General features: G+C 68.5%; 15 protein-coding genes. 12 read left to right on the top strand and 3 right to left on the bottom strand.

Annotated elements, in window-relative coordinates; genetic code table 11:
* Nucleotides 1-18 precede the first annotated feature (18 nt).
* The 3 genes from ngcE to OG435_RS42490 are packed head-to-tail and all read left to right on the top strand — an operon-like array spanning nt 19 to nt 3,404.
* A complete protein-coding gene (gene ngcE / locus OG435_RS42500) occupies nt 19-1,470 on the top strand; it encodes an N-acetylglucosamine/diacetylchitobiose ABC transporter substrate-binding protein (RefSeq protein ID WP_266885785.1) in 1,452 nt (483 codons plus the stop codon).
* Nucleotides 1,471-1,514: 44 nt separating this feature from the next.
* The gene (locus OG435_RS42495; protein WP_266885783.1) at nt 1,515-2,459 is read left to right on the top strand and encodes a carbohydrate ABC transporter permease; all 945 of its coding nucleotides are present in this window, start codon (nt 1,515-1,517) and stop codon (nt 2,457-2,459) included.
* A 12-nt stretch (nt 2,460-2,471) separates the two neighbouring features.
* Nucleotides 2,472-3,404 carry a carbohydrate ABC transporter permease gene (locus OG435_RS42490; protein ID WP_266885781.1) on the top strand — a complete coding sequence of 311 codons (933 nt, stop codon included), beginning with the start codon at nt 2,472-2,474 and terminating at the stop codon, nt 3,402-3,404.
* Nucleotides 3,405-3,413: 9 nt separating this feature from the next.
* Here OG435_RS42490 and OG435_RS42485 read toward each other — a convergent pair whose 3' ends face one another.
* Together OG435_RS42485 and mgtA are read right to left on the bottom strand one after the other, a co-directional pair.
* Nucleotides 3,414-4,139 carry an MgtC/SapB family protein gene (locus OG435_RS42485; RefSeq protein WP_266885779.1) on the bottom strand — a complete coding sequence of 242 codons (726 nt, stop codon included), beginning with the start codon at nt 4,137-4,139 and terminating at the stop codon, nt 3,414-3,416.
* A 53-nt stretch (nt 4,140-4,192) separates the two neighbouring features.
* Nucleotides 4,193-6,913: a magnesium-translocating P-type ATPase gene (mgtA, locus tag OG435_RS42480; protein WP_266885777.1), complete on the bottom strand. Its 2,721-nt coding sequence runs from the start codon at nt 6,911-6,913 to the stop codon at nt 4,193-4,195.
* Between the two features lie 589 nt (nt 6,914-7,502).
* Here mgtA and OG435_RS42475 point away from each other — a divergent pair.
* From OG435_RS42475 to OG435_RS42450, 6 genes are all read left to right on the top strand, one after another.
* Nucleotides 7,503-8,717: an ROK family transcriptional regulator gene (locus tag OG435_RS42475; protein ID WP_266885775.1), complete on the top strand. Its 1,215-nt coding sequence runs from the start codon at nt 7,503-7,505 to the stop codon at nt 8,715-8,717.
* 130 nt (nt 8,718-8,847) lie between these two features.
* Nucleotides 8,848-9,951 carry a sugar ABC transporter substrate-binding protein gene (locus OG435_RS42470; protein WP_266885773.1) on the top strand — a complete coding sequence of 368 codons (1,104 nt, stop codon included), beginning with the start codon at nt 8,848-8,850 and terminating at the stop codon, nt 9,949-9,951.
* Nucleotides 9,952-10,109: 158 nt separating this feature from the next.
* Nucleotides 10,110-10,898 carry an ATP-binding cassette domain-containing protein gene (locus OG435_RS42465; protein ID WP_266885771.1) on the top strand — a complete coding sequence of 263 codons (789 nt, stop codon included), beginning with the start codon at nt 10,110-10,112 and terminating at the stop codon, nt 10,896-10,898.
* Nucleotides 10,895-12,166, top strand: coding sequence for a sugar ABC transporter permease (locus OG435_RS42460; protein ID WP_266885769.1), 1,272 nt, complete (start codon nt 10,895-10,897; stop codon nt 12,164-12,166). The genes OG435_RS42465 and OG435_RS42460 overlap by 4 nt, the downstream gene beginning before the upstream one ends.
* 252 nt (nt 12,167-12,418) lie before the next feature.
* On the top strand, nt 12,419-14,335 hold the full coding sequence (dxs, locus tag OG435_RS42455) for a 1-deoxy-D-xylulose-5-phosphate synthase (protein WP_266885767.1): 1,917 nt from the start codon (nt 12,419-12,421) through the stop codon (nt 14,333-14,335).
* A 101-nt stretch (nt 14,336-14,436) separates the two neighbouring features.
* Nucleotides 14,437-15,951: an amino acid permease gene (locus OG435_RS42450; protein ID WP_266885765.1), complete on the top strand. Its 1,515-nt coding sequence runs from the start codon at nt 14,437-14,439 to the stop codon at nt 15,949-15,951.
* 75 nt (nt 15,952-16,026) lie between these two features.
* Here OG435_RS42450 and OG435_RS42445 read toward each other — a convergent pair whose 3' ends face one another.
* On the bottom strand, nt 16,027-17,103 hold the full coding sequence (locus OG435_RS42445) for an LCP family protein (RefSeq protein ID WP_266885763.1): 1,077 nt from the start codon (nt 17,101-17,103) through the stop codon (nt 16,027-16,029).
* A 163-nt stretch (nt 17,104-17,266) separates the two neighbouring features.
* Here OG435_RS42445 and OG435_RS42440 point away from each other — a divergent pair, with 163 nt between their 5' ends.
* The 3 genes from OG435_RS42440 to OG435_RS42430 all read left to right on the top strand — a co-directional run bounded on the left by OG435_RS42440 (nt 17,267) and on the right by OG435_RS42430 (nt 24,699).
* Nucleotides 17,267-18,865 carry a hypothetical protein gene (locus OG435_RS42440; RefSeq protein WP_266885761.1) on the top strand — a complete coding sequence of 533 codons (1,599 nt, stop codon included), beginning with the start codon at nt 17,267-17,269 and terminating at the stop codon, nt 18,863-18,865.
* A gap of 216 nt (nt 18,866-19,081) precedes the next feature.
* Entirely contained in the window at nt 19,082-20,263 is a 1,182-nt protein-coding gene (locus OG435_RS42435; protein WP_266885759.1) for a CDP-alcohol phosphatidyltransferase family protein, read from the top strand.
* Nucleotides 20,260-24,699 (top strand): bifunctional glycosyltransferase/CDP-glycerol:glycerophosphate glycerophosphotransferase, encoded by a 4,440-nt coding sequence (locus tag OG435_RS42430; RefSeq protein WP_266885757.1) that lies wholly within the window; start codon nt 20,260-20,262, stop codon nt 24,697-24,699. Before OG435_RS42435 ends, OG435_RS42430 begins: the two co-directional genes overlap by 4 nt.
* Nucleotide 24,700: the final 1 nt, after the last annotated feature.

Genomic DNA, 24,700 nt, shown 5'->3' with positions numbered 1-24,700 from the left:
GAAGGCGAGGACTTGAGCATGGGATCCACCTCCGCCCACGGCGAGAACAGCAACGGCGAGGGCTTCGGCCGCCGGGACCTGATCAAGCGCTCCGCGGCACTCGGCCTCATCGTGGTACCGACGATGAGCTTCCTGTCCGCCTGCGCCTCCGGCTCCGACGAGACCACCAAGGGCAACGAGTCCAAGGTGGCCGTCACCAAGGAGAACCCGTTCGGCGTCGCCAAGGGCGGCAAGCTCGACGTGGTCGTCTTCAAGGGCGGCTACGGCGACGACTACGCCAAGGCCTGGGAAGCCGCGTTCGACAAGAAGTGGGGCACCACTTCCTCGCACCTCTCCACCCAGGAGATCACCTCCAAGCTGCAGCCGCGCTTCAACGGCGGCAACCCGCCGGACGTCGTCGACGACTCCGGCGCCCAGCAGATCAAGCTGGACGTGCTCGCCAAGGGCAACCAGCTCGCGGACCTCACCGTCGTCCTCGACGCCCCGTCACTCGACGACCCGGCCAAGAAGGTCCGGGACACGCTGATGCCCGGGACCATCGAAGGCGGCATGATCGGCGGCAAGTTCGTCGCCCTGCAGTACGTCTACACGGTCTGGGGCCTGTGGTACTCGGGCAAGCTCTTCAAGGAGAAGGGCTGGACCGCGCCGAAGACCTGGCCCGAGTTCATGGACATCTGCCAGAAGGCCAAGGCGGCCGGCATCGGCGGCCTGGCCCACCAGGGCAAGTACCCGTACTACATCAACGTCGCCATCATGGACCTGATCGCCAAGAAGGGCGGCCTGGATGCCATGAAGGCGATCGACAACCTCGAGCCGAACGCCTTCGCGAACAACCCGGTCGCGCTGGAGGCCGTCGAGGCGATCTACGAGATCGTCGAGAAGGACCTGCTGATGGCCGGCACCAACGGCCTGACGCACACCGAGTCCCAGACCCAGTGGAACCAGGGCAAGGCCGCCTTCATCACCTCCGGCTCCTGGCTGGAGAACGAGCAGCTCAAGCAGACCCCGGACGACTTCGACATGCAGTTCCTGCCGATGCCGGTACTGCCCGGCTCGAAGCTGCCGTTCGAGGCCATCCGCGCCGGCGCCGGCGAGCCCTTCATCGTCCCGGAGAAGGCCGCCAACAAGGCCGGTGGCCTGGAGTTCCTCCGCTCGATGCTGTCCCGCGAGTGGTCGACCCTGTTCGCCCAGCAGGCCAACTCCCTCACCGTCCTCAAGGACGGCGTGGACCCGGCGGTCAAGCTCCGCCCGGGTACCCAGTCGGCCGTCGCCGCGCTCAAGGCGGCCGGGGACAACACCTTCAACTACCGCTACGGCGACTGGTACAGCGAGATGGGCACCGAGCTCGAGAACGCGTCCAATGAGCTGATGGCCAAGCGCATCCAGCCCAAGGAATGGATCAAGCGGGCCCAGGCTGCGGTAGACAAGGCCACGAAGGACCCGAACGCCAAGAACAACAAGCGCAGCTGACACCAGCGTCCACCGGGCACCCGGAAACACCAGGGACGGACACCATGAGCCACGTAGCAAACAGCAAGGGGCGGGGCGGCTTCATCGCCGGCTTCCTCATCCTGCCCCTCGCGTTGTACCTGACCTTTGTCATCTGGCCGTACATTCAGACGTTCGGCTATTCCTTCACCAACTGGACGGGTCAGTCACCGACCTTCGACTTCGTCGGGCTGGACAACTACTCGGCCCTCATGAAGGACGAGGTCTTCCGCGGCGCGCTGCTGCACAACCTGCTGCTCCTGGTGTTCGTCCCGACGATCACCATCCTGATCGCCCTGTTCTTCGCCTTCATGCTGAACGCCGGTGGGCGCGGCGGAGCCGGCGGAGTCCAGGGGGTGGCGGGCTCCGCCCTCTACAAGGTGATCTACTTCTTCCCGCAGGTCCTCTCCCTCGCCATCCTCGCGGTGCTCTTCGGAGCCGTGTACCGCAGTGACGAGGGAGGGCTGCTGAATGGATTCCTCACCAAACTGGGCCTGGTCGATCCGGCCCACCCCATCGAATGGCTCAACGAGCCGAACTTCGTTCTCTGGTGCCTGCTGCTCGTCGTGGTCTGGCACGGGGTCGGCTTCTACCTCGTCCTCTTCTCGGCCGCGATGCAGTCGATCCCCAAGGACATCTACGAAGCCGCCCTGCTCGACGGCGCGAAGCGCGCCCAGACCTTCTTCAAGGTCACGCTGCCCCTGCTGTGGGATTCTGTACAGACTTCCGCGGTCTATCTGGGCATCGCCGCGATGGACATGTTCGTCCTCGTGTCGACCATGACCTCGGGCCAGTTCGGCGGCGGACCGGACCACCACAGCGAGGTCATGGCGACGGTGCTGATGCGTAACTTCCTCTACTTCGGCAAGGCCGGCTACGCCTGCGCCATGGGGGTCGTGATGCTCGTCCTCACCCTGATCCTCTCCGCCATCACGCTGCGGGCCACTCGCCGCGAGCACGTCGAGTTCTAGCGGGAGACCACGATGACCACAGTTGTCAAAGCACCGGGCGAGGCGGCAGCCGAGAAGAAGCGCGCCTCCGCCACCGGGCAGCCCCGCAAGAAGCGCGACAGCGGTTCCGAGGGCATGGTCCTCAACGTCTTCTCGCACGGGTTCCTCGCCGTGTGGGGGATATTGATCATCCTGCCCCTCATCTGGCTGGTGCTCGGTTCGTTCAAGACCGATGTGCAGATCGGTGAGTCGGCCCTGAGCTGGCCGGCCAACTGGCACTTCGACGCCTTCCCCCGCGCCTGGGACAAGGGCATCGGCAGCTACTTCGCCAACACCCTCATCGTGATGGTGTTCTCGGTCCCGCTGACGATGCTGCTCGGCTCGATGGCCGCGTACGTCCTGGCCCGCTACCCCTTCCGGGGCAACCGGCCGATCTACTACTTCTTCGTCAGCGGGGCCATGTTCCCGGTCTTCCTGGCGCTCGTCCCGCTGTTCTTCATGGTGAAGCGGCTGGACATGCTCAACACGTTCCAGGGCCTGATCCTGGTCTACGTGGCGTACTCGATGCCGTTCACCGTCTTCTTCATGCACTCCTTCTTCAGGACGCTGCCGACGGCCGTGCACGAGGCCGCCGTGATCGACGGGGCCTCCCACACCCGGATCTTCTTCCAGGTGATGATGCCGATGGCCAAGCCCGGCCTGATCAGCGTCGGGATATTCAATGTCCTGGGGCAGTGGAACCAGTACATCCTGCCGTCCGTGCTGATGCAGCCGCAGACCGGATCGGACCCCGAGCGCTACATGCTCACCCAGGGCCTGATCCAGCTGCAGTACCAGATGGGCTACGAGACGGACCTGCCGGTGCTGTTCGCCGGTGTGACCATCGCGATGATCCCGATGCTGGTGGTCTACCTGTCCTTCCAGCGGCAGATCCAGGCGGGACTGACCTCCGCCACCCTCAAGTAGCGCCTCCGCTCACGCAGCGGAGGGGTCGGGCACCACCGACCAGCTGACCGCCGAGACGGAGGGGTCGAGAGAGAGGTTGCTGACGGCTTCCTCGAGCATCCGGCCCCCCTCGCCCTCGGCGGTCAGCAGCGCGGACACCGTCACCAGGCCGGCCTCCGGGCCGTCCTGGCTGCGGATCGAGCGCAGCTGGTAGCCCGGCCGGCCCAGCGCGTCGACCAGCCGGTGCCGGATGTGGGCCTCCTCGGCCTCCAGGCACACGGCCTCGAAGTGGAAGTCGGTGGCCACCTCGGCCCCGCCCCCCGGCTCGCGGTCCATCCGCCGGCCCAGCGGGCGCAGCAGGAGGTTCGCCCCCACCACGCCCACCGTGCCGCAGGCCGCCAGGACGAACATCCCGGTGCCGGCCAGGCAGCCCACGGCCGCCGAACACCACAGGGTGGCGGCCGTGTTCAGTCCCCGGACGCTCAGCCCGTCGCGCATGATCACGCCGGCGCCCAGGAAACCGATCCCCGAGACGATCTGGGCGGCGACCCGCGAGCCGTCGTACTGGACCTCCGAGACCTCGCTCATGAACCCGTACTGCGAGAGCAGTACGAACAGCGCGGCCCCGCCCGCCACCAGGGCGTTGGTCCGCAGGCCCGCCATCCGGGCCCGCCACTGCCGTTCCAGGCCGATGGCCGCCCCGAATCCGAGCGCCGCGACCAGGTGCCCGGCCATCTCCCATTCGGTGAGCATCATCGGCCTTCTCCCTTCTTTCTTTCCTTCGTGCCGGCTCCTGGAGCCAGGTGCCGTCAGAGCCAGGTGCCGAACCTGCGGATGTATACGGTCTTCAGCAGCTGCGTGAGCGTGCAGTACGCCAGCAGCACGCCGATCAGCCACGGGAAGTAGCTCGCCGGCAGGGGTACGAAGCCCAGCGAGGCGGCCAGCGGCGAGAAGGGCAGGAAGAGCCCGGTCAGCACCGCGAGGACGGTCATCACCATCACCGGCCAGGAGGCGCGGGACTGGATGAAGGGGATCTTGCGGGTACGGATCATGTGGACGACCAGGGTCTGCGAGAGCAGGCCCTCGACGAACCAGCCGGACTGGAAGAGCGCCTGGTGCTCGATGCTGTTGGCGGCGAACACGTTCCACATGATCACGAACATCGCGATGTCGAAGACGGAGCTGATCGGGCCGATGCAGACCATGAAGCGGCCGATGCCCTTGGCGTCCCAGTTGCGCGGCTTCCTCAGGTACTCCTCGTCCATCCGGTCCCAGGGCGTGGCCAGCTGGGCGATGTCGTAGACCAGGTTCTGCACCAGCAGCATGATCGCCAGCATCGGCTGGAAGGGGATGAAGGCGCTCGCCACCAGCACCGAGAAGACGTTGCCGAAGTTGGAACTGGCCGTCATCTTGATGTACTTGATCGTGTTGCCGAAGGTGGTCCGGCCCTGGATCACGCCCTGCTCCAGGACGGTCAGGTCCTTTTCCAGCAGGATGATGTCGGCCGATTCCTTGGCGATGTCCACGGCGGTGTCCACCGAGATGCCGACGTCCGCGTCGCGCAGCGCGGCCGCGTCGTTGATGCCGTCCCCGAGGAAGCCGACCGTGTGGCCGTCGGCCTGCAGGGCCCGTACGATCCGGGCCTTCTGGACCGGGTTGACCTTGGCGAAGACCGTCGTACGGGCGGCCAGCGCGCGCAGCTGCGCGTCGTCGAGGCCGTCGATCTCGGTGCCGCCCACCACGTGGCCGACCGTGAGGCCGACATCGGCGCAGACCCGGGCGGCGACGAGCTCGTTGTCGCCGGTGACGACCTTGACCGCGATGCCCTTGTCGGCCAGGCCCTGCAGGGCCCGGGCGGCGTCGGCCTTCGGCGGGTCGAGGAAGGCGAGGAAACCGACCAGGGTCAGCTGGTCCTCGTCGGCCACCGCGTAGGTGTCGCGCGGCGTGTGCATCGTGCGGGTGGCGACGGCGAGGACGCGCAGGCCCTGGCGGTTGTTGTCCTCGGCGATGCGCGAGACGTGCCACCGGAGCTGTTCGGTCAGTTCGACCTTCCGCCCGCGGTCCGTCATGTGGGTGCACAGGGCGAGGACTTCCTCGACGGCGCCTTTGGTGATCATGACGTGCTCGGGCCGGCCGGAGCCGCCCACGATGCTGTTGCGGTTCAGGACCACGGACATCCGGCGCCGGGCGAAGTCGAAGGGGATCTCGTCGACCATCGAGAAGCGTGCGTCGACGACAACCTCCTCGGCCTCGCCCACGCGGTCGATGACCGCCTGGTCCATCAGGTTCTTCAGGCCGGTCTGGAAGTGCGCGTTGAGGTAGCCGTACTCCAGGACCTCGTTGTCCTCGTCGCCGTGCACGTCGAGGTAGCGGTCCAGGACGATCCGGTCCTCGGTGAGGGTGCCGGTCTTGTCCGTGCAGAGCACGTCCATCGCGCCCAGGTTCTGGATGGCGTTGAGCCGCTTGACGACCACCTTGCGCTTGGACATGGCCACCGCGCCGCGCGCCAGGTTGGCGGAGACGACCATCGGCAGCATCTCGGGGGTCAGGCAGACCGCCACGGCGACGCCGAGGAGGAAGGCGGCCTCCCAGTCGCCCTTGGTGAAGCCGTTGATCATGAAGACGACGGGGACCATCACCAGCATGAAGCGGATCAGCAGGAAGCTGACCTTGCGCACCCCGGTGTCGAAGTTGGTCTCGGGACGCTCGCCGACCAGGGAGCCCGCCATCGAACCGAAGTAGGTGTCGGAGCCGGTGGCGACGACGAGTCCGGTGGCGGTGCCGGAGGTCACCGAGGTGCCCATCAGGCAGAGGTTGTCCGCCTCGACGGGGTCGGTGGTCTCGCTCTGGCCGAGGTCGTCCGTGCGGGTGTCGGCCTTGGCGACCGGCAGGGACTCCCCGGACAGGGCGGCCTGGCTGACCATCAGGTCCTTGGCGGTGATGATCCGCAGGTCGGCCGGGATCAGGTCGCCGGCGCCCAGCTTGACCATGTCGCCCGGGACCACCTGGTCCATCGGGATCTCGAAGGTGGTGGGCCCGGAGCCGCTGCCGGCCCGGCGCTGCACCGCGCAGGTGGTGGTGACCAGCTGCTTGAGGGCGTCGGCCGCGCGGCCCGAGCGGTACTCCTGCCAGAAGCGGAGCAGGCCGCTGATCCCGACCATCACCGAGAGGATGACGACGCCCGGGTCGCCGGGCTCCTGCCAGTACATGACGGCCGCGAGGAAGACCAGGACGGCGATGAAGGGGTTGGCGTACGCCTTCGCGAGCTGGACGTACCAGCGCGGGGCGGGCTCCTGGGCGACGACGTTGGAGCCGTGGCGCTCCAGGCGCAGCGCGGCCTCGGTGTGGGTGAGGCCGTTGCGGGAGGCGTCCACCTCCTGCAGGACCTGGACGCCCGGGCGGGCGCTGACCTCGGCGAGCCGTTCGCCGACGATCCGGGTACGGGCCTCCAGCTCGGCGGCCTTGCGCTCGGGGCGGGCCCGGCCCGGGGGTGCGAGCTTCGTGGGGGTACGGGGGGTGAGCATGGTCATGACGAAACCTCCCTCCACGGTGTCCGGGCAGCGCGAAGCCGAGCGGTCACGTGGAGTGATCATGGGTCGGCGCGCGACGGCACGTACGGCCGCGGGGCACGCCGGTGGGCATGGATGACGCGCGCCCGACGGATGCGTCAGGGCGTGCGGAAGGGGTTACGAAGATGAATGCAGAAACGCACGGAGGCGGTGCGGGGCCGCGGGCGTGCACACTCGGAGAGAGACCGGCCGCTCAGGGAGCTCAGCCGAAGAGAGCGCTGCAAGGACTTCGATCGGGACTCATCCCGAACACCTCCTTGCGTAGCACTGTCATTGCGTAGGGCGCCTTGTCCGGCCGTGAAGGCCGTGGAAGACAAGCGCCTCAGCGACCGTAGCACGATCAGGATGGAGGTTTCTCTCATACTTATGACCGGTAGTGGTCGATTCGTGCTGTGTCGGCCTCTTGACGTCACGAGGCGCAAAGGCTCGACTTAGGGTTCACAAGTTGGAGAGACGCCGGGGTCTCGTGTCAGTCGGGGCATGCAGCCACTGACGGCCCCGGCCGGGGGGCGACGGCTTGCCGTTGCTTATGGGCAGGAGTGGATGAGTCGTGCAGACTCCCGGATCGCAGTCTTCGCTGCATCGCGCCAATCTGGAGCGCGTCGTACGGGCGGTACGGCTCGCCGGTTCGCTGACCCAGGCGGAGATCGCCCGGAGCACCGGCCTGTCGGCGGCCACGGTCTCCAACATCGTCCGGGAGCTCAAGGAGGCCGGGACCGTCGAGGTCACGGACACCTCCGCCGGGGGCAGGCGGGCCCGCAGCGTCTCGCTCAGCGGGGACGCCGGCATCGTGATCGGCGTCGACTTCGGCCACACCCACCTGCGGGTGGCCGTGGGGAACCTGGCCCACCAGGTACTGGCCGAGGAGTCGGAGCCGCTGGACGTGGACGCCTCCTGGGTCGACGGCTTCGACCGGGCGGAAGCGCTGGTGGGGCGGCTCGTCGAGGGCATCGGGATCGGCCGCGACAAGGTCATCGGCGTCGGGCTCGGCGTACCGGGCCCCATCGACGTGGAATCCGGCACCCTCGGGTCCACCGCGATCCTGCCGGGCTGGGCCGGGATCAATCCGCGGCGCGAGCTCTCGCAGCGCCTGGGCGTCCCGGTCTACGTGGACAACGACGCGAACCTCGGGGCGCTGGGCGAACTCGTCTGGGGGAGTGGCCGCGGAGTGAAGGACCTGGCGTACATCAAGGTCGCCAGCGGGGTCGGCGCGGGGCTGGTCATCAACGGCCAGATCTACCGCGGACCCGGCGGAACGGCCGGCGAGATCGGGCACATCACGCTGGACGAATCGGGCCCGGTCTGCCGCTGCGGCAACCGCGGCTGCCTGGAGACCTTCGCCGCCGCCCGGTACGTGCTGCCGCTCCTGCAAGGCAGTCACGGACCGGAGTTGACGATGGAACGGGTGGTGGAACTGGCCCGTGACGGGGACCCCGGCTGCCGCCGCGTCATCACCGACGTGGGCCGCCACATCGGCAGCGGCGTGGCCAGTCTGTGCAACCTCCTGAACCCGAGCCGGGTGGTCCTGGGCGGCTCGCTCGCGGACGCCGGTGAACTGGTCCTGGCCCCCATCCGTGAATCAGTGGGGAGGTACGCGATCCCCAGCGCGGCCCGGCAGTTGTCGGTGCTCACCGGGTCCCTGGGCGGGCGGGCCGAGGTGCTGGGGGCGCTGGCCCTCGTCCTGAGCGAGATGGGCGATTCGACGCTTTTGGCGGAAAATGGAAGTGGAGTGCGAGCTCCCGCAGTCTTGTCTTCAGTTAGATAACGAATGGCGTCGTTGTCATCTCGTTAAGCATTCACTCCTTGACGACAATCTCGCGGCCGGGGTTGACTCACATCCACCTCGGCCGCAGCGCTGCGGCCTCGTCAGGGAGGTTCAAGTAATGAACACGCGTATGCGCAGAGTTGCCTTCGCCGTTGCCGCCGGAACCATGGCCGTCTCGCTCGCCGCTTGTGGCAGCGCGAAGGAGTCCGGGGGTAAGAAGGACAACGCCACCGGCGCGGTCAAGGGCGGCGCGATCAAGGTCGGCCTTCTCCTGCCGGAGAACCAGACCGCGCGTTACGAGAAGTTCGACAAGCCGCTCATCGAGAAGGCGGTCAAGGACCTCACGGCGGGCAAGGGCGAGGTCGTCTACGCCAACGCCAAGCAGGACGCGACCACGCAGAACTCCCAGGTCGACACGATGATCACCAACAAGGTGAACGTCCTGATCATCGACGCGGTGGACTCCAAGGCCATCGCGGGCTCGGTCAAGAAGGCCAAGGAGGCCGGCATCCCGGTCGTGGCCTACGACCGCCTCGCCGAGGGCCCGATCGACGCCTACACCTCCTTCGACAACGAAGAGGTCGGCAAGGTCCAGGGCAAGGCGCTCCTGGAGGCCCTGGGCGCCAAGGCCAAGGACGGCCAGATCGTCATGATGAACGGCTCCGTCACCGACCCGAACGCCGCGCTGTTCAAGAAGGGCGCGCACTCCGTCCTCGACGGCAACGTGAACGTCGGCAAGGAGTACGACACCGTCGAGTGGAAGCCGGAGAACGCCAACACCAACATGGCGGCCGCCCTCTCGGCGCTCGGCAAGGACAAGGTCATCGGCGTCTACTCCGCCAACGACGGCATGGCGGGCGGCATCATCACCGCCCTCAAGGCGGCCGGCGTCTCCCCCCCGCCCCCGGTCACCGGCCAGGACGCCGAACTCGCCGGTGTGCAGCGGATCGTCGCGGGCGAGCAGTTCATGAGCGTCTACAAGCCGTACGCCCCCGAGGCCGAGGCCGCGGCGAAGATGGCCGTCGCCCTCGCCAAGGGCGAGTCGATAGCGACCACCGCCACCGCCAAGGTCGACAGCCCCACCACCAAGGGCGTCCCGTCCCTGCTGATCCCGGTCGTCTCGCTGACCAAGGCGAACGTCAAGGACACCGTCATCCGGGACAACGTCTACACGGCCGACGAGATCTGCACCGACAAGTACGCGGCCGCCTGCGGCACCGTCGGCCTGAAGTAGGCCACCCGCTGCTCGGTCCGCCGAGCGGCCCCCATGCCTGTCCGGCGTCCCCGCCTCCATCCCGCCACCGGCGGGGCGCCGGGCAGAAACGTTCCTCCCAAATCCCCCCGTGGTCCTGCTCTTTTGCACGACATCCCCGCCGGTCAGGCGGCAAGGAGATGGTTCATGTGTCCGCTGCGCCCGTACTGGCGTTGCGCGGGGTCTCGAAGCGGTTCGGTGCCGTTCAGGCCCTCACCGACGTAGAACTCGAGATCCACTCCGGCGAGGTGGTCGCCCTCGTCGGCGACAACGGCGCCGGTAAGTCCACGCTGGTCAAGACGATCGCCGGCGTGCACCCCATCGATGACGGAGTCATCGAGTGGGAGGGCCGCCCGGTCTCGATCACCAAGCCCCACGACGCCCAGAACCTGGGCATCGCGACGGTCTACCAGGACCTCGCGCTGTGCGACAACATCGACGTCGTCGGCAACCTCTTCCTGGGGCGCGAGCTCAAGCGGCGCGGCATCCTCGACGAGGTGGAGATGGAGCGGCGCGCACGCGAGCTCCTGACCACCCTGTCCATCCGGATCCCCAGCGTCCGCATCCCCATCGCCTCCCTGTCCGGCGGTCAGCGCCAGACCGTGGCCATCGCCCGCTCCATGCTGGGCGAGCCCCGGCTCGTGATCCTCGACGAGCCCACCGCCGCCCTCGGCGTCGAGCAGACCGCACAGGTGCTCGACCTGGTCGAGCGGCTGCGCGAGCGCGGTCACGCCGTCATCCTCATCAGCCACAACATGGCCGACGTGAAGGCCGTGGCCGACAAGGTGGCCGTCCTGCGGCTGGGCCGCAACAACGGCGTCTTCTCCGTGAAGGACACGTCGCAGGAAGAGATCATCTCCGCCATCACCGGTGCCACGGACAACGCCGTGACCCGCCGGGCGGCCCGCACCGGGGAGGCCCGCAAGTGAGCACCCAGCACATAGACCCCGTCAATCCGGTCGCCGCCCACGACGCCATTCCGGCCGTGGACCCCCGCCTGCTCGTACGCGAGCAGGGTTTCGCCGGGTACGTGAACGAGTTCGGCCGCAAGCTCAAGGCCGGCGACCTGGGCTCCGTGCCCGTCGTCCTCGGCCTGGTCATCATCTGGAGCATCTTCCAGGGGCTGAACTCGAACTTCCTCGGACCCGAGAACCTCACCAACATCGCGATCACGATGACGGCCACCGGCATGATGGCGGTCGGCATCATCTTCGTCCTGCTGCTCGGCGAGATCGACCTCTCGGTCGGCTCGGTCAGCGGTGTCTCCGGCGCCATCGTGGCGGTCCTCTCGGTCACCAACGGCGTCAACGAGTGGCTGGCCATCCTCGCGGCGATCGCCGGAGGCGCCCTGATCGGCTCCCTCCACGGCTTCTTCTTCGCCAAGATCGGCGCCCCGGCCTTCGCGGTCACCCTTTCGGGCCTGCTGTTCTGGTCCGGCGCCATGCTGCAGATCCTCGGCAGCAACGGCACGATCAACCTCGACTCCGAGGGCGTGGTCGGGCAGCTGACCACGTACTTCTTCTCGGACGTGGCCGTCGGCTACGGGCTCGCCGCCCTCGCCGTGGCCGGGTACTTCCTCGCCACGTTCTCCGACAACCGCCGCCGTGCGGCGGCGGGGGTCCCCTCCCGGCCGCTCGGCGAGATCCTGCTGCGCACCGGGCTCCTCGCGGTGTTCACCTTCGGTCCGGCCTTCGTGTTCAACCAGTACAAGGGCCTGCCGCTGGCGATCGTGCTCTTCCTGCTGGCCCTGGTCGGCACGGACTTCCTCCTGCGGCGCACCACCTTCGGCCGCCAGGTCTTCGCCCTCGGCGGCAGCGTCGAGGCCTCCCGGCGCGCCGGCATCAACGTCAACCGGGTCCGGATCACGGTCTTCGCGATCGCCGGCACCTTCGCGGCGATCGGCGGCCTCTTCTGGGCCTCCAAGATCGCGGCGGCGAACCAGAGCGCCGGCGCCGGCGACCTGCTGATGAACGTGATCGCGGCGGCCGTCATCGGCGGCACCAGCCTCTTCGGCGGCCGCGGCCGGACCTGGAACGCCCTCCTCGGCGTCATGGTCATCACCTCCATCCAGTACGGTCTGGCACTGGAGGGAATCGCGACGCCGATCCAGTACATGATCACGGGCGCGGTCCTCCTGGCCACCGTGGTGATCGACTCGGTCACCCGCAAGACGCAGAAGACCGCCGGCCGCGCCTGACCGGCGTGCGCGCGGTCCGACGCGGCGGTAAGAACCGTCACAGTGCCCGGTGCCACTTCGTGTGGTGCCGGGCACCTGTGCGTAGGAATGCACGTACACATGTGCGGGTATGGCCCCGTTTGGGGGGTGTGACTCCGTGCTGATGTGTACAGGTATGACAAAGGTGTGACCTGACCGGGACCGCGCTTTACTGTCGCCCAAGTAGCGAACATTAGACTCGGCAGACCAGCAAGCGACTGCAAGGAGGCACGGGTGCTGCTGACCCGCATCAAGGGACCGCGCGATCTGGACCGGCTCAGCCAGGAGGAGCTCGAGCGGCTCGCCGCCGAGATCAGGACCTTCCTCGTCGACGCCGTCTCCAAGACCGGCGGGCACCTCGGCCCCAACCTCGGTGTCGTAGAGCTGACGATCGCCCTGCACCGGGTCTTCGACTCGCCCAAGGACAAGGTCCTCTTCGACACCGGCCACCAGGCCTACGTGCACAAGCTGCTCACCGGCCGCCAGGACTTCGGCGGCCTGCGCACGAAGGGCGGCCTGTCGGGCTACCCCTCGCGCGCCGAGTCCGAGCACGACGTGATCGAGAACTCGCACGCGTCGACCGTGCTGGGCTGGGCCGACGGCTTCGCGAAGGCCAACGAGGTGCTCGGCAAGGAGGACCACCACGTCGCCGCGGTGATCGGCGACGGGGCCCTGACCGGCGGTATGGCCTGGGAGGCGCTGAACAACATCGCCGCCGCCAAGGACCGCCCCCTGGTGATCGTCGTCAACGACAACGAGCGCTCGTACGGCCCCACCATCGGAGGCCTCGCGAACCACCTGGCCACCCTGCGGACCACGGACGGCTACGAGCGCTTCCTGGCCCGCGGCAAGGACCTCCTGGAGCGCACCCCGGTCGTCGGGAAGCCCCTCTACGAGACCCTGCACGGCGCCAAGAAGGGCCTCAAGGACTTCATCGCCCCGCAGGGCATGTTCGAGGACCTGGGCCTGAAGTACATCGGCCCCATCGACGGCCACGACATCGAGGCCCTGGAATCGGCCCTGCAGCGCGCCAAGCGCTTCAGCGGCCCGGTCATCGTGCACTGCCTCACCCAGAAGGGCCGGGGCTACGAGCCGGCCGTCCAGGACGAGGCGGACCGCTTCCACGCGGTCGGCGTGATCCACCCGGACACCGGCCTGCCGGTCTCCACCGACGCCGCCAGCTGGACCTCCGTCTTCGCCGACGAGATGGTCAAGCTCGGCAGGGACCGCAAGGACATCGTCGCCATCACCGCGGCCATGCTCCAGCCGGTCGGCCTGAAGAAGTTCGCCGACGCCTACCCGGACCGGATCTTCGACGTCGGCATCGCCGAGCAGCACGGCGCCACCTCGGCGGCGGGCCTGGCCTCCGGCGGCGCCCACCCGGTCTTCGCGGTGTACGCGACCTTCCTCAACCGCGCCTTCGACCAGGTCCTGATGGACGTGGCCCTGCACAAGTGCGGGGTCACCTTCGTCCTGGACCGCGCCGGTGTCACCGGCACCGACGGCGCCTCCCACAACGGCATGTGGGACATGTCCATCCTCCAGGTGGTCCCGGGCCTGCGCCTGGCCGCCCCGCGCGACGCGGAGCAGCTGCGCGCCCAGCTGAACGAGGCCGTCCTGGTGAAGGACGCGCCGACCGTCGTGCGCTTCTCCAAGGGCGTCGTCGGCCCGGCCGTGCCTGCCATCGGCAAGATCGGCGGCATGGACGTGCTGCGCCGTCCGGCCGACGAGGTCACCCGGCCGGACGTACTGCTCGTCTCGGTCGGCGCGCTCGCCCCGATGTGCCTGGAGATCGCCGACCTGCTCGACAAGCAGGGCATCTCCACGACCGTGGTCGACCCCCGCTGGGTCAAGCCGGTGGACGAGGCCCTGGCCCCGCTCGCCGACCGCCACCGCGTCGTGGTCACCGTCGAGGACAACAGCCGCAGCGGCGGTGTGGGCTCGGCCGTCGCGCAGGCCCTGCGGGACGCGGGGGTCGACGTACCGCTGCGTGACTTCGGCATTCCGCAGCGCTTCCTGGACCACGCCACGCGCAAGGAGGTCATGGCGGAGATCGGTCTGACCGCCCCGGACATCGCGCGGCAGGTCACCGGCCTGGTGGCGAAGCTCGACGGACGCTACGACAGCGAGCCGGCCGCCGCCGTCGACTGATCATCTGCGGTTGCACGTCACGGGCCGGGAGGGTCACCCTTGAAGGGCGGGCCTTCCGGCCCGTTTCGTTTCGATGCGGTCTGCCCTGCGGAGGTGCGTCGGTGAGTAGGAACCTGAACGGTCCCTTCCGTACGAAATCGGTCGAGCAGTCGATCCTCGACACGGAAGAGCCGGAACACCAGCTCAAGAAGTCGCTCTCCTCCTGGGACCTCACCGTCTTCGGCGTCGGCGTGATCATCGGCACGGGCATCTTCGTCCTCACGGGCAAGGTCGCCAAGGAGACCGCCGGACCCTCCACCGCCCTCGCGTTCGTCGCCGCCGGCATCGTGTGCGCGCTGGCCGCCCTGTGCTACGCCGAGTTCGCCTCGACGGTCCCGGTGGCCGGATCCGCGTACACCTTCTCGTACGCCTCCATCGGTGAGCTGCCCGCCTGGATCATCGGCTGGGACCTCGTGCTGGAGTTCGCGCTCGGCACCGCGGTCGTGGCCGTCGGCTGGTCGGGGTACGTCCGCTCGCTCATGGACAACGCCGGCATCCACCTGCCCGCCCTGCTCCAGGGGCCCGACGTTCCGGGCGGCCACTTCGACCTGCTCGCCTTCGTCCTGGTCCTGGTGCTGACCGTGATCCTGGTCGTCGGGGTGAAGCTGTCCGCGCGGATCACCGCGGTGGTCGTGGCGATCAAGGTCACGGTGGTGCTCATCGTGATCATCGCGGGCGCGTTCTTCATCACGAAGTCCAACTACACGCCGTTCATCCCGCCGGCCGAACCCCAGACGGGCGGCTCCGGACTCGATGCCCCGCTCCTCCAGCTCCTCTTCGGCTACGAGCCCACCAACTTCGGCGTCATGGGCATCTTCACCGCCGCCTCCGTGGTCTTCTTCGCCTTCATCGGCTTCGACGTGGTGGCCACCGCAGCCGAGGAGACCAAGCTCCCGCAGCGGGACATGCCGCGCGGCATCCTCGGCTCGCTGATCATCTGCACCGTGCTCTACGTGGCGGTCTCGATCGTGGTGACCGGCATGCAGAACTACAAGGAGCTCTCCGTCAGCGCCCCGCTGGCCGACGCCTTCAAATCCGCCGGCCATCCGGTCTACGGAGGCATCATCAGCTTCGGCGCCGCCGTGGGCCTGACCACCGTCTGCATGATCCTGCTGCTCGGCCAGACCCGGGTGTTCTTCGCGATGAGCCGCGACGGGCTGCTGCCGCGCTTCTTCTCGCGGACCCACCCTAAGTTCCGTACGCCCTACCGGCCGACGATCCTGCTCGGTGTGGTCATCGCCGTCGTCGCCGGATTCACCAGCATCCACGAGCTGGCGACCCTGGTGAACATCGGCACCCTCTTCGCCTTCGTCGTGGTCGCGCTCGGCGTGATGGTCCTGCGCCGCACCCGGCCCGACCTGCACCGGTCCTTCCGCACCCCGTGGGTGCCGTTCGTGCCCATCGTGTCGATCGCCGCGTCGGTCTGGCTGATGCTGAACCTGCCGGCTGAGACCTGGCTGCGCTTCGGCATCTGGATGGCGATCGGCTGCTTCGTCTACTTCCTCTACGGCAAGCAGCACAGCCGCCTGGGCCGGGGCGAGGGCATGACGCCGAACCCTGCGCGCGAGGGCCGCTGACGCGCGTCCTGCGGTGGCACGCCGACGAGCCCCGCCCCCCATCCGGGGGCCGGGGCTCGTCGCGAGCGGTGTCGGTCAGCCGCCGGTGGCGGGGGACTTCTTCGCCGAGGCCGGGATCGGCCGGTCGTTGCGCAGGGCCTCCCACAGCTGGCCGGACTGCGGCTCCACGGCGACGACGCGGTTCTTGTCGATCTTGTCGTAGTTGACCGGGAGCATGATCGTCTCCATGGTCGCCGGATCCACGCCGTTCATGCTCTGGGCGAAGTCCGACAGGCCCTTGAGCGAGTCGAGTTCGGAGTCCGTGGTCAGCGCCTTGGTGCCGGCGTCGGCGAGCTTGTAGAGCCGGGCCGGGCTGCTGAGGACGTCCTGCTTCTTGATCTCCGACAGCATCGCGATCATGAACTTCTGCTGCAGGTCGATGCGTCCGAGGTCGCTGCCGTCGCCGTAACCGTGGCGGGTGCGAACGAACTTGAGCGAGTCCGTGCCGTTCAAGCGGTGTGTGCCGGCGTCGAGGTTCAGGCCGCCCTTGATGGGCTTGTCGAGGGTCACGTCCACGCCGCCGAGTGCGTCCACGAGCTCCTTGAATCCGGCGAACTCCACCTTCACCAGGTGGTCGACGCGGATGCCGGACATCGTCTCCACGGTCTTGACGACACAGGCCGGGCCGCCGGTCCCGATGATGCTGTTGATCATGACGCGGTTCGCGCCCGCGATCGACTTGCCGTTCTTGTCCTTGCACTCGGGCCGGGTTACGAGGGTGTCGCGGGGGATGCTGATCGCGGTGGCCTTCTTACGGCCCTCGGGTATGTGCACCAGCATGTTGGTGTCCGAGCGCGAACCGCTGACATCGCCGTGATCGAGCTCGCCGTTGGCGCCGGCGCGCGAGTCCGAGCCGAGCACCAGGATGTTCTGGCCGCTGTCCGGGACCTTCGCCGGGCGGTTGTCGGCACCGATCGTCTGGTTCAGGTCGACGCTGTCGATGTTCTTGTTGAGGTGGTTGTAGGCCCACCAGCCGGTGCCGGCGGCGGCGAGCAGCAGCAGGACGACCACCACCAGGACGATCTTCATCGCGCGGCGGCCGCGTGACCTGGGCGGACGCGCCCCTCGCCGCCCGGTGTTGCGATGACTGGGCGTGGCGGTCTGTTGGGTCATACTGCTCGAATCCTCGGGGCCTCGGTCGGCTGACGGACGGCGCGGTGGGCCGGATGCCGCTGCACTATAGGCAGATTTTCAACTCGAACGGGAGAGCGCCTATCGTCTCGGGGTCGGTATGGAGTGGATAACCGCAGCCGCGAGGGGAATGGGGAGCAGAGCCATGGTCCGAGCGACCGGACGTCGTGCGAGACGCGGCGCCACGTCCCCCGAGCAGACGCCGGCGGCCCCTCGTACGGGAGTCACCCGGTCCGCTCCGGTGGCGATCGTCGTCGCCACGCCCGGTGAAGCCGTCCCCCTGATCGCCTCGGAGCCGGACGGCTCGGCGATCGAGGTCGTCTGCCTCGACGGCGGCAGCGACGCCGAGTACCGGGCTCTGGAAGCGGCTGTGGCCGAGGCTCGCCGGCGCGGCTGCCGGTTCTCGGGAGACCCCTACGTCCTCGACGCCGGAGTGGGGAGCATCACGGGGCAGATCCTCGACGTGTTCCACGAGACCGGGCCCGTCCGCGTACGGACCCTCGACCCGGATCCCACGCACGTCGGCTACGACAAGGAGCGCAAGCTCCCCGTCGTCACCGAGCCGCCGGCGCGCGGCCAGGTCGCGCGCAGCGCCCTGAGGGCGGCCCGCCGGTACCAGCGGGCCGTCGGCGTGCCCGTCTTCGTGGACTGCCGCGCCGCCGGAACGGACCCCGGGCTCGTTTCCGAGGCCGGCCCCCGTTACCCGGAGCCGTCGCGGTGGCTGGTCAGCGGCAAGGACGGCCGGCTGTCCGCGTACCTGCCCACGGCCGCGGGCGTCGTCCGGTGGACCGAGGGCCGTACCGAGGCCGAGGGGTGGAGCGGACCCGAGCTGCTCGAAGGGCCGGACCTCATGCCGGGGCTGACCGTGGTCCAGGGGTCCGACGGCTACGCGTACCTGATCGGCCTGAGCCGGACCGACCGCAAGGAGGGCGGCGCCGACATCGAGGTGGTGTACGCCGCCCAGTACCAGACCGGCCGGCCCCTCGGGCCGTGGGTCTCGCTCGGCAACCCCCACACGTCGTGGCAGGTGGCGCGTTCCATCGGCTTCCCGGCGGCCACCTTCGCCGCCGACGGCTTCATGCACGTCTTCGTCCGCAACTTCGGACGGGGCATCAGCGTGCGCAAGCAGTCCCCGAAGGGGGTGCTGAGCAGCTGGGAGGCCCTGCGCGGGCGGAAGGTCGCCGACGAGACGGCGGTCTTCGCGTCGCCGGACGGCAGCGTGCACCTCGTGGCCCGGACCCGTGACGGCGATGGCGCCGTGCACTGGTACCACGGGAACGCGGCCGCGGGATGGCAGGAGAACCGCGGGATCCCGGTGAACCCGCGCCCCGGCAGCCTGTCGGCCGCCCCGGACTCCGGGATGGTGCGCTTCCGCTACGCGGCGACGAACGAGGTCTGCGTCTGGTGGCCGGGCGCCCATGCGCCGATAGGCCTCGGCGGACCCGACGGGGACGGACCGGTCACCGGGGTCGTGGGAGCCGACATCCAGGGCTGGGGCTGCACGGTGCTCGTGCGCGGCGGCCACGGGGGAGTGCCGGCGATCGGCGCGTACCCGGACGGGCGGCCGGACACGGGGGTGTGGTGGTCGCCGTCGGGGGAGCGCTCGATCGTCCCGCCCGCCGCCGCCTTCGACGGCCAGGGCCGTGTGGTGATCGTCACGGTGGGAATGGACGGGCGACTGCGCGTTGCCCGGCAGCAACTGGGATCCGATGGCCTGGAGTTCACTCCCTGGCACGCCCAGTAAGGTCCTTTGGCCCGGCCCTGTACGGGTTTGGTGGGGACGGCTGTCGACTTCCGGCCTGGCTCGCGTCTGCCGCGGTTTGCTAAAGTCTCAAGAACGCCCTTTACCTGAACCATAAGTGGATGGTTGGGGTCGCAGACCGCCACTTGCCGTCACACGTGATCACAGGATGAAGGTTCTACCTGTACATCCCGTGCCGGTGTCGATGACTGAGGGGTTATGTCCAAGCTGTCACTGAAGGCCGTCCAGAAGCTCACCTGCAAAAAGCGGGACGCCTGGTGGACGGTCCTTCTGGTCGACCCGATAGCGACCCGCCTCGTCTGCGTCCTGGCCCGATGGAACTTCGTCACGCCGAACCGGGTGACGTGGGCCGCACTCTTCGTCGGCCTGGGCTCGGCGTACTACTTCTTCCAGGGCGACTGGGTCTCGCTGTGCATCGGCGCAGCCCTGTACCACCTCAGCTTCATCCTCGACTGCATCGACGGCAAGCTCGCCCGCCTCAAGGGCAATGGCACCATCTTCGGCGGCTGGCTCGACTACGTCTTCGACCGCATCCGCGTCCTGATCTGCGCCCTGACCTTGATGGGCGGACAGTTCGTCCAGAACGACGAAGAGGTCTACCTCCTCGCGGCCCTCGTCGTGATCTTCCTCGACATGCTCCGCTACGTCGACGCCCTCCAGATCTACAAGATGCGCATGTCCATGCGCACCAAGATCGCCGCCGTCACCCTCGCCCGCCAGGAGGAGCAGGGGATCGAGGAGGAGGAGCGCAAGGTCGTCTTCATCGAGGACCTGCTGCGCGAGAACCCCCTGGGCCAGGCGGACGAGCTCAAGCGCCAGAGCACGGACACCGAGCAGGCCGAGGTCATCGACCTGCACGAGCAGTTCCGCGAGAAGTTCCCCTGGTACGCGCGGGTCCGCCACGCGCTGGTGCAGAGCCGCATCCGGCCGCACCTCATCAGCGGCATCGAGTTCCAGATGTTCATCTTCATCATCGGCCCCGTCATCGGCCATATCCTGTGGACCACGGCGGTGTCGGCCGTGCTGATGGGCGGCTTCGAGCTCGTCATCATGTTCAAGTTCTGGCTCTCCACCCGGGACTTCACGCGCACGATGGAACGCCTCGACCCCGGCAACATCCCCACGCGCGCGGGCTCCATAGCCGAGCACCTGCACGCCGGACGCCACCGCCGGCGCGGCGAGGACGACCTGCGCGAGGTCGAGGAAGTCGCCCAGCGCTTCCCCGCCCCCGAGCCGTACGAGGACCCCGGCTTCGTGCCGTACCCCGCGCCCTACCCGGACGAGTACACGGGCGCGGTGACGGACACCATGCAGCTCTCCAAGATTCCGGCGCAGGCGCTGCGGCCCGGCTACGTCGAACCGGAGCACTACTCTCGATGAGCTTCCCGGTCGACATATCGCACTACGGCGTCACCATCGTCATACCGGCCTTCAACGCGAGTGCCACGCTCGCCCGGGCCCTGCAGTCGGCCCTGGCGCAGACGCACCGCACGGTCGAGGTGCTCGTCGTCGATGACCGTTCCACCGACGGCACCCTCGCCCTCGCCCACCAGTTCGCGGCCCAGGACGCACGCGTCCGGGTCATCGAACGGCCGCAGAACAGCGGCGGTTGCGGCGCGCCCCGCAACAACGGCATCGAGGCGGCCTCGGGCCATTTCGTGATGTTCCTCGACGCGGACGACGAGCTCCCGCTCAAGGCGGCCGAGACGCTCCTGTCCTCGGCGCTCGTCACGGGCTCGGAGATCACCGCCGGCCGTGTCGTGCGCATCAACCACGCCACGGACGAGCTCACCGTCTGGCAGCCCCAGCTGTACCCGGCCGACCAGACGGTCGCGGGCCTGGGCGGCATGCCCGAGCTGCTAGACGACCCGATCGCCGCCGGAAAGCTGTACCGCCGGGACTTCCTCGACAATCACGGGATCCGCTTCCCCGAGGGCGTCTTCTTCGAGGACACCTACTTCTCCACGGTCGCCAATTTCCACGCGCGGTCCTTCACGATCCTCGCCACCCCGGTCTACCGGTGGATGTGGGAGCGGGAGTCCGACCAGCCGTCGATCACCAACCGCCGCCACGAGCTGCGCAGCATCGGCGACCGCGTCCTGGTGCACCAGTACACCGACAGCTTCCTGCGCAGCGTCGGCCGCCCGGACCTGCTGGCCCGCAAGGGCGCCAAGTTCCTCTCGCACGACCTGCGGCTGTACACGCCCGAGCTGCGCACCGGCGACCACGCCTTCCACAGCGGATTCCTCGCCGCTGTCGCCCCCTACCTGCACAGCCTGGACCCGGGCACCTTCGAACTGTGCGGCCCCATGGAGCGGATCCGCGCCTTCGGCCTCATGCACGGACGCGTCGACATCGCGGTGTCGGCCTCGGACTACATGAAGCGCCGCAGCGTCATCAGCTCCGACATCGTGGAGCGCGACGGCCGGGTGTTCTGGTCCGGGTCGCTGCTCGGGTACCCGGACGCGACAAGCTTCCTCGAAGTCACCGAGCTGGAGCTGACCGGGCACAAGCTCGCCGACTCCCGCATGTACAACAAGGCCGAGTCGATCGAGATGGTCGACGGCGAGCTGCACATCTCCGGCGCGATCCGCAACCAGTTCAGCCGGTTCGCCGCCGATGACAAGGTCGAGCTCATCGCCGTGCTGCGCCGCCGCAGCACCAAGGCCGACCACCACTTCCCCGTCTCCGGTGTGGAGATCGACAAGGACTGGATCCGTTACCACACCACCATCGACCTCAACGCCACCCTGGACAAGACCGACCGGGTGGGCAACTGGAACTTCTTCGTCCAGCTCCGGCACGCCGGTGAGCGCGTCTCCACCGCGCTGAACATCAGCGGTGTGGACGTCACCGCCATGCGCCACTCCTGCGACGCGGGCGTCTTTGAGGTCTACGAGACCGTCAGCGGCAACCTGGGCCTGCGCCCCGAGACCGGGGAACAGCGGGTCAAGACCTCGGACCGGGGCACCCCGTGGCTGTGGTGGCAGGACGCCGCCCCGACCGGCCCCGTGGAACTGCCCGAGAGCTACGCCGCCACGCTCGTCGTCCACTGCCACAACGACGAGTACCACCTGCGCGAGTTCCTCGCCTCGCTCGTGGCCCAGCGCAGCTTCGCCCGCACCCAGGTGGTGTTCGTCGACGACGGATCCAACGACAGCACCGGCCGGCAGCTCGCGGCCTTCGCCGCCTACTACCCCAACACGGGCGTCGTCGCCCAGCACAGCCTGGGCGCCAGCGCCGCCTTCGACCACGGGCTGCAGTACGCCGTCGCCCCCTACGTGATGTTCGCGCGCGCCCGCGACATCCTCGGCCAGGACTCCATCGGCCGGCTGCTCGCGGCCGCCAGCAAGGCCAGGGGAGCCGATGTCGTCGCCGGCCAGGCCGACAACTTCCCCGGCCCGTGGCGCAGCGAGGACGAGCCGTGGCAGCGGTACTTCACGGCCAAGGACTCCGTCCGCCGGCTGGCCGACGCCCCGTACCTCGTCTTCTCCACCCTGCTCGGCGCGAAGCTCTTCAAGACCTCCTACATCCGGGAGCACGGCTTCCGCGGCGGCCCGGGCCCGGGACTGGAGGACGACTGGTTCACCGTCCCGGCCGTGCTCTACGCGCGGGGCGTGGCCATCGCGCAGGACGCACGCTTCTTCGAGCGCGACGAGCAGAACCAGAACTCGCTCTTCGACTTCCCCTGGAACGACCCCGTCAAGACGGTGGACCGGGTCCGGCTCGCCGCGCACGTACTGGCCTCGGTGCAGGGAGCCCCGCCGCGGACCCTCGTCCTGGCCCAGCGCTTCGTCGTCCGTACCCTCCAGCCCTACGTGCGCAACATGCACCGCATCATGAGCAGGCCCGAGCTCGCCTCGGTCCTGCCCCTGCTGGGATCGGTCTACAGCCAGATACCCGACGACGTGATCCTGCAGTACGCCGTCCACCCGCAGTCCAAGGTCCAGCACCACGCGATCGTCACGGGCAACCTCGACCTCTTCGCGGACCCGCTCGGCGCACCCGAGTACCTGCCCACGCTCTTCCTCGACGAGGAGGGCGTCTACCGCAGACTGGTGTCCGACCCGGTGCGGACCACGCTGCTGCGCGTTCCGCGGGCCAGCGCCGTCCTGGAGACCTTCGACTGGACCGACGGCGAGATCCACTTCGAGGGGCTCCTCGTCCTCTCCGGCGTGGACATCAACGCCCGGTACACCAACGAGCTCCAGCTGGTGCTCTCCGACGGGCGGCGCGAGGTGACGCTCCCCGTGGCGCAGAACTACCGCCGCGACCGCTGGCGCACCCGCAAGAACCAGGACTGGTTCTCCGGCTGGCGCGCCACGGCCCGTCCGGGCACCCTCGACGCACTGGCCAACACCGAGCTGTCCATGGTGATCCGGGTCGTCGACCAGGACCTCCACCACGACGTCCCGCTGGCGGCCCGCCAGATGCTCCACCGCTTCAAGGGCGTGCACACCCGGGGCAGGCAGCGCTTCGTCGTGTCCATCGACGACGAGGAGCAGGTGACCGTCCGCTGGGTACGCGGCTTCGCTGCCCGGTGCAAGGACAGGCTGCGCCGGTTCAAGTGGGAGCTGCGCAACTCGCTGCCGGGCCGCCCCGGCTGGCGCACGCGCCTCATGTACTGGTTCACGTACCCCTACCTGCACAACCGGGGCATCTGGATCATCGGCGAGCGCGAGGACACCGCCCAGGACAACAGCTACCACCTGTTCAAGTGGATCCGGCAGAACCGGCCCAAGACCAAGGTCTACTACTCGATCAACGGCGATTCCCCCGACTGGGACAAGGTCGCCCGGTACGGGCAGGTCATCGACCGGCTGTCATGGAAGCACCGCGCCTACCTGCTGCACGCGGAACGCCTGATCAACGCGTACGACCTGGAGGCCTACCTGGGCTTCCCGGGCCTCCTCAAGCGGGCGTTCCTGCGCGGCTACGGCGACCTGCTGCGCTACAAGCGGGTGTTCCTCCAGCACGGAGTCGTCTACAACGACGTCGTGGCCTCCATCCACGGCCAGGCCACCAACGTCGACATGGTGCTCACCACGGGCCGCAGCGAGCGCTCGTACTACGCCGAGCACTGCGGGTACGGCTACGCGCGCGTCGCGGCGACCGGTCTGCCCCGCTTCGACGCCCTGGAGCCGGTGAACGGACCGCGGCGGATCCTGGTCATGCCGACCTGGCGCCGCGACATCGTGGCGCCCTCGTACAACAAGGCGGCCAAGCCCGAGATCCCCTTCGCCGCGTCCGAGTACTACCGGTTCTTCTCCGCACTGCTGCGCAACGAGCGGCTGCTGAGCGCGATCCAGTACTACGGCGTGGAGCTGGAGTTCATGCCGCACTACGAGATCCGGCCCTACCTGAACCACTTCAAGATCGACCACCCGTCGGTCACGGTGTCGACGACGGGCCGCGACGTGCAGCTCGCGATGCGCGAGTGCTCGATGCTGGTCACGGACTACTCCTCGGTGTTCTTCGACGTGGCGTACATGGGCAAGCCCATCGTCTACACGAACTTCGACGACGAGTCCTTCTACAGCAAGCACTACAAGCGGGGTTACTTCGATCTCGCGCGGGACGGCTTCGGACCGGCCTGCCGGACGGTCGACCACGCCGTCCAGGAGATCATCGCGACCATCGAGCGGCAGTTCGAGGTGGAACCGCAGTACCGGCGGCGCGCCGAGGAGTTCTTCGTCCTGCGCGACACCCACAACTGCGAACGGGCCTTCCAGGTCATCGAATCCATGGACGCCAACATCGTCGGTGACCAGCGGGCGCAGCTGCACCTCGGGGCACGAGGCTTCGGGGAGTTCTGAG

It is taken from the genome of Streptomyces sp. NBC_01264, from assembly GCF_026340675.1.
Lineage (GTDB): Bacteria > Actinomycetota > Actinomycetes > Streptomycetales > Streptomycetaceae > Streptomyces.
This window is presented reverse-complemented; position numbering and strand designations above follow the sequence as displayed.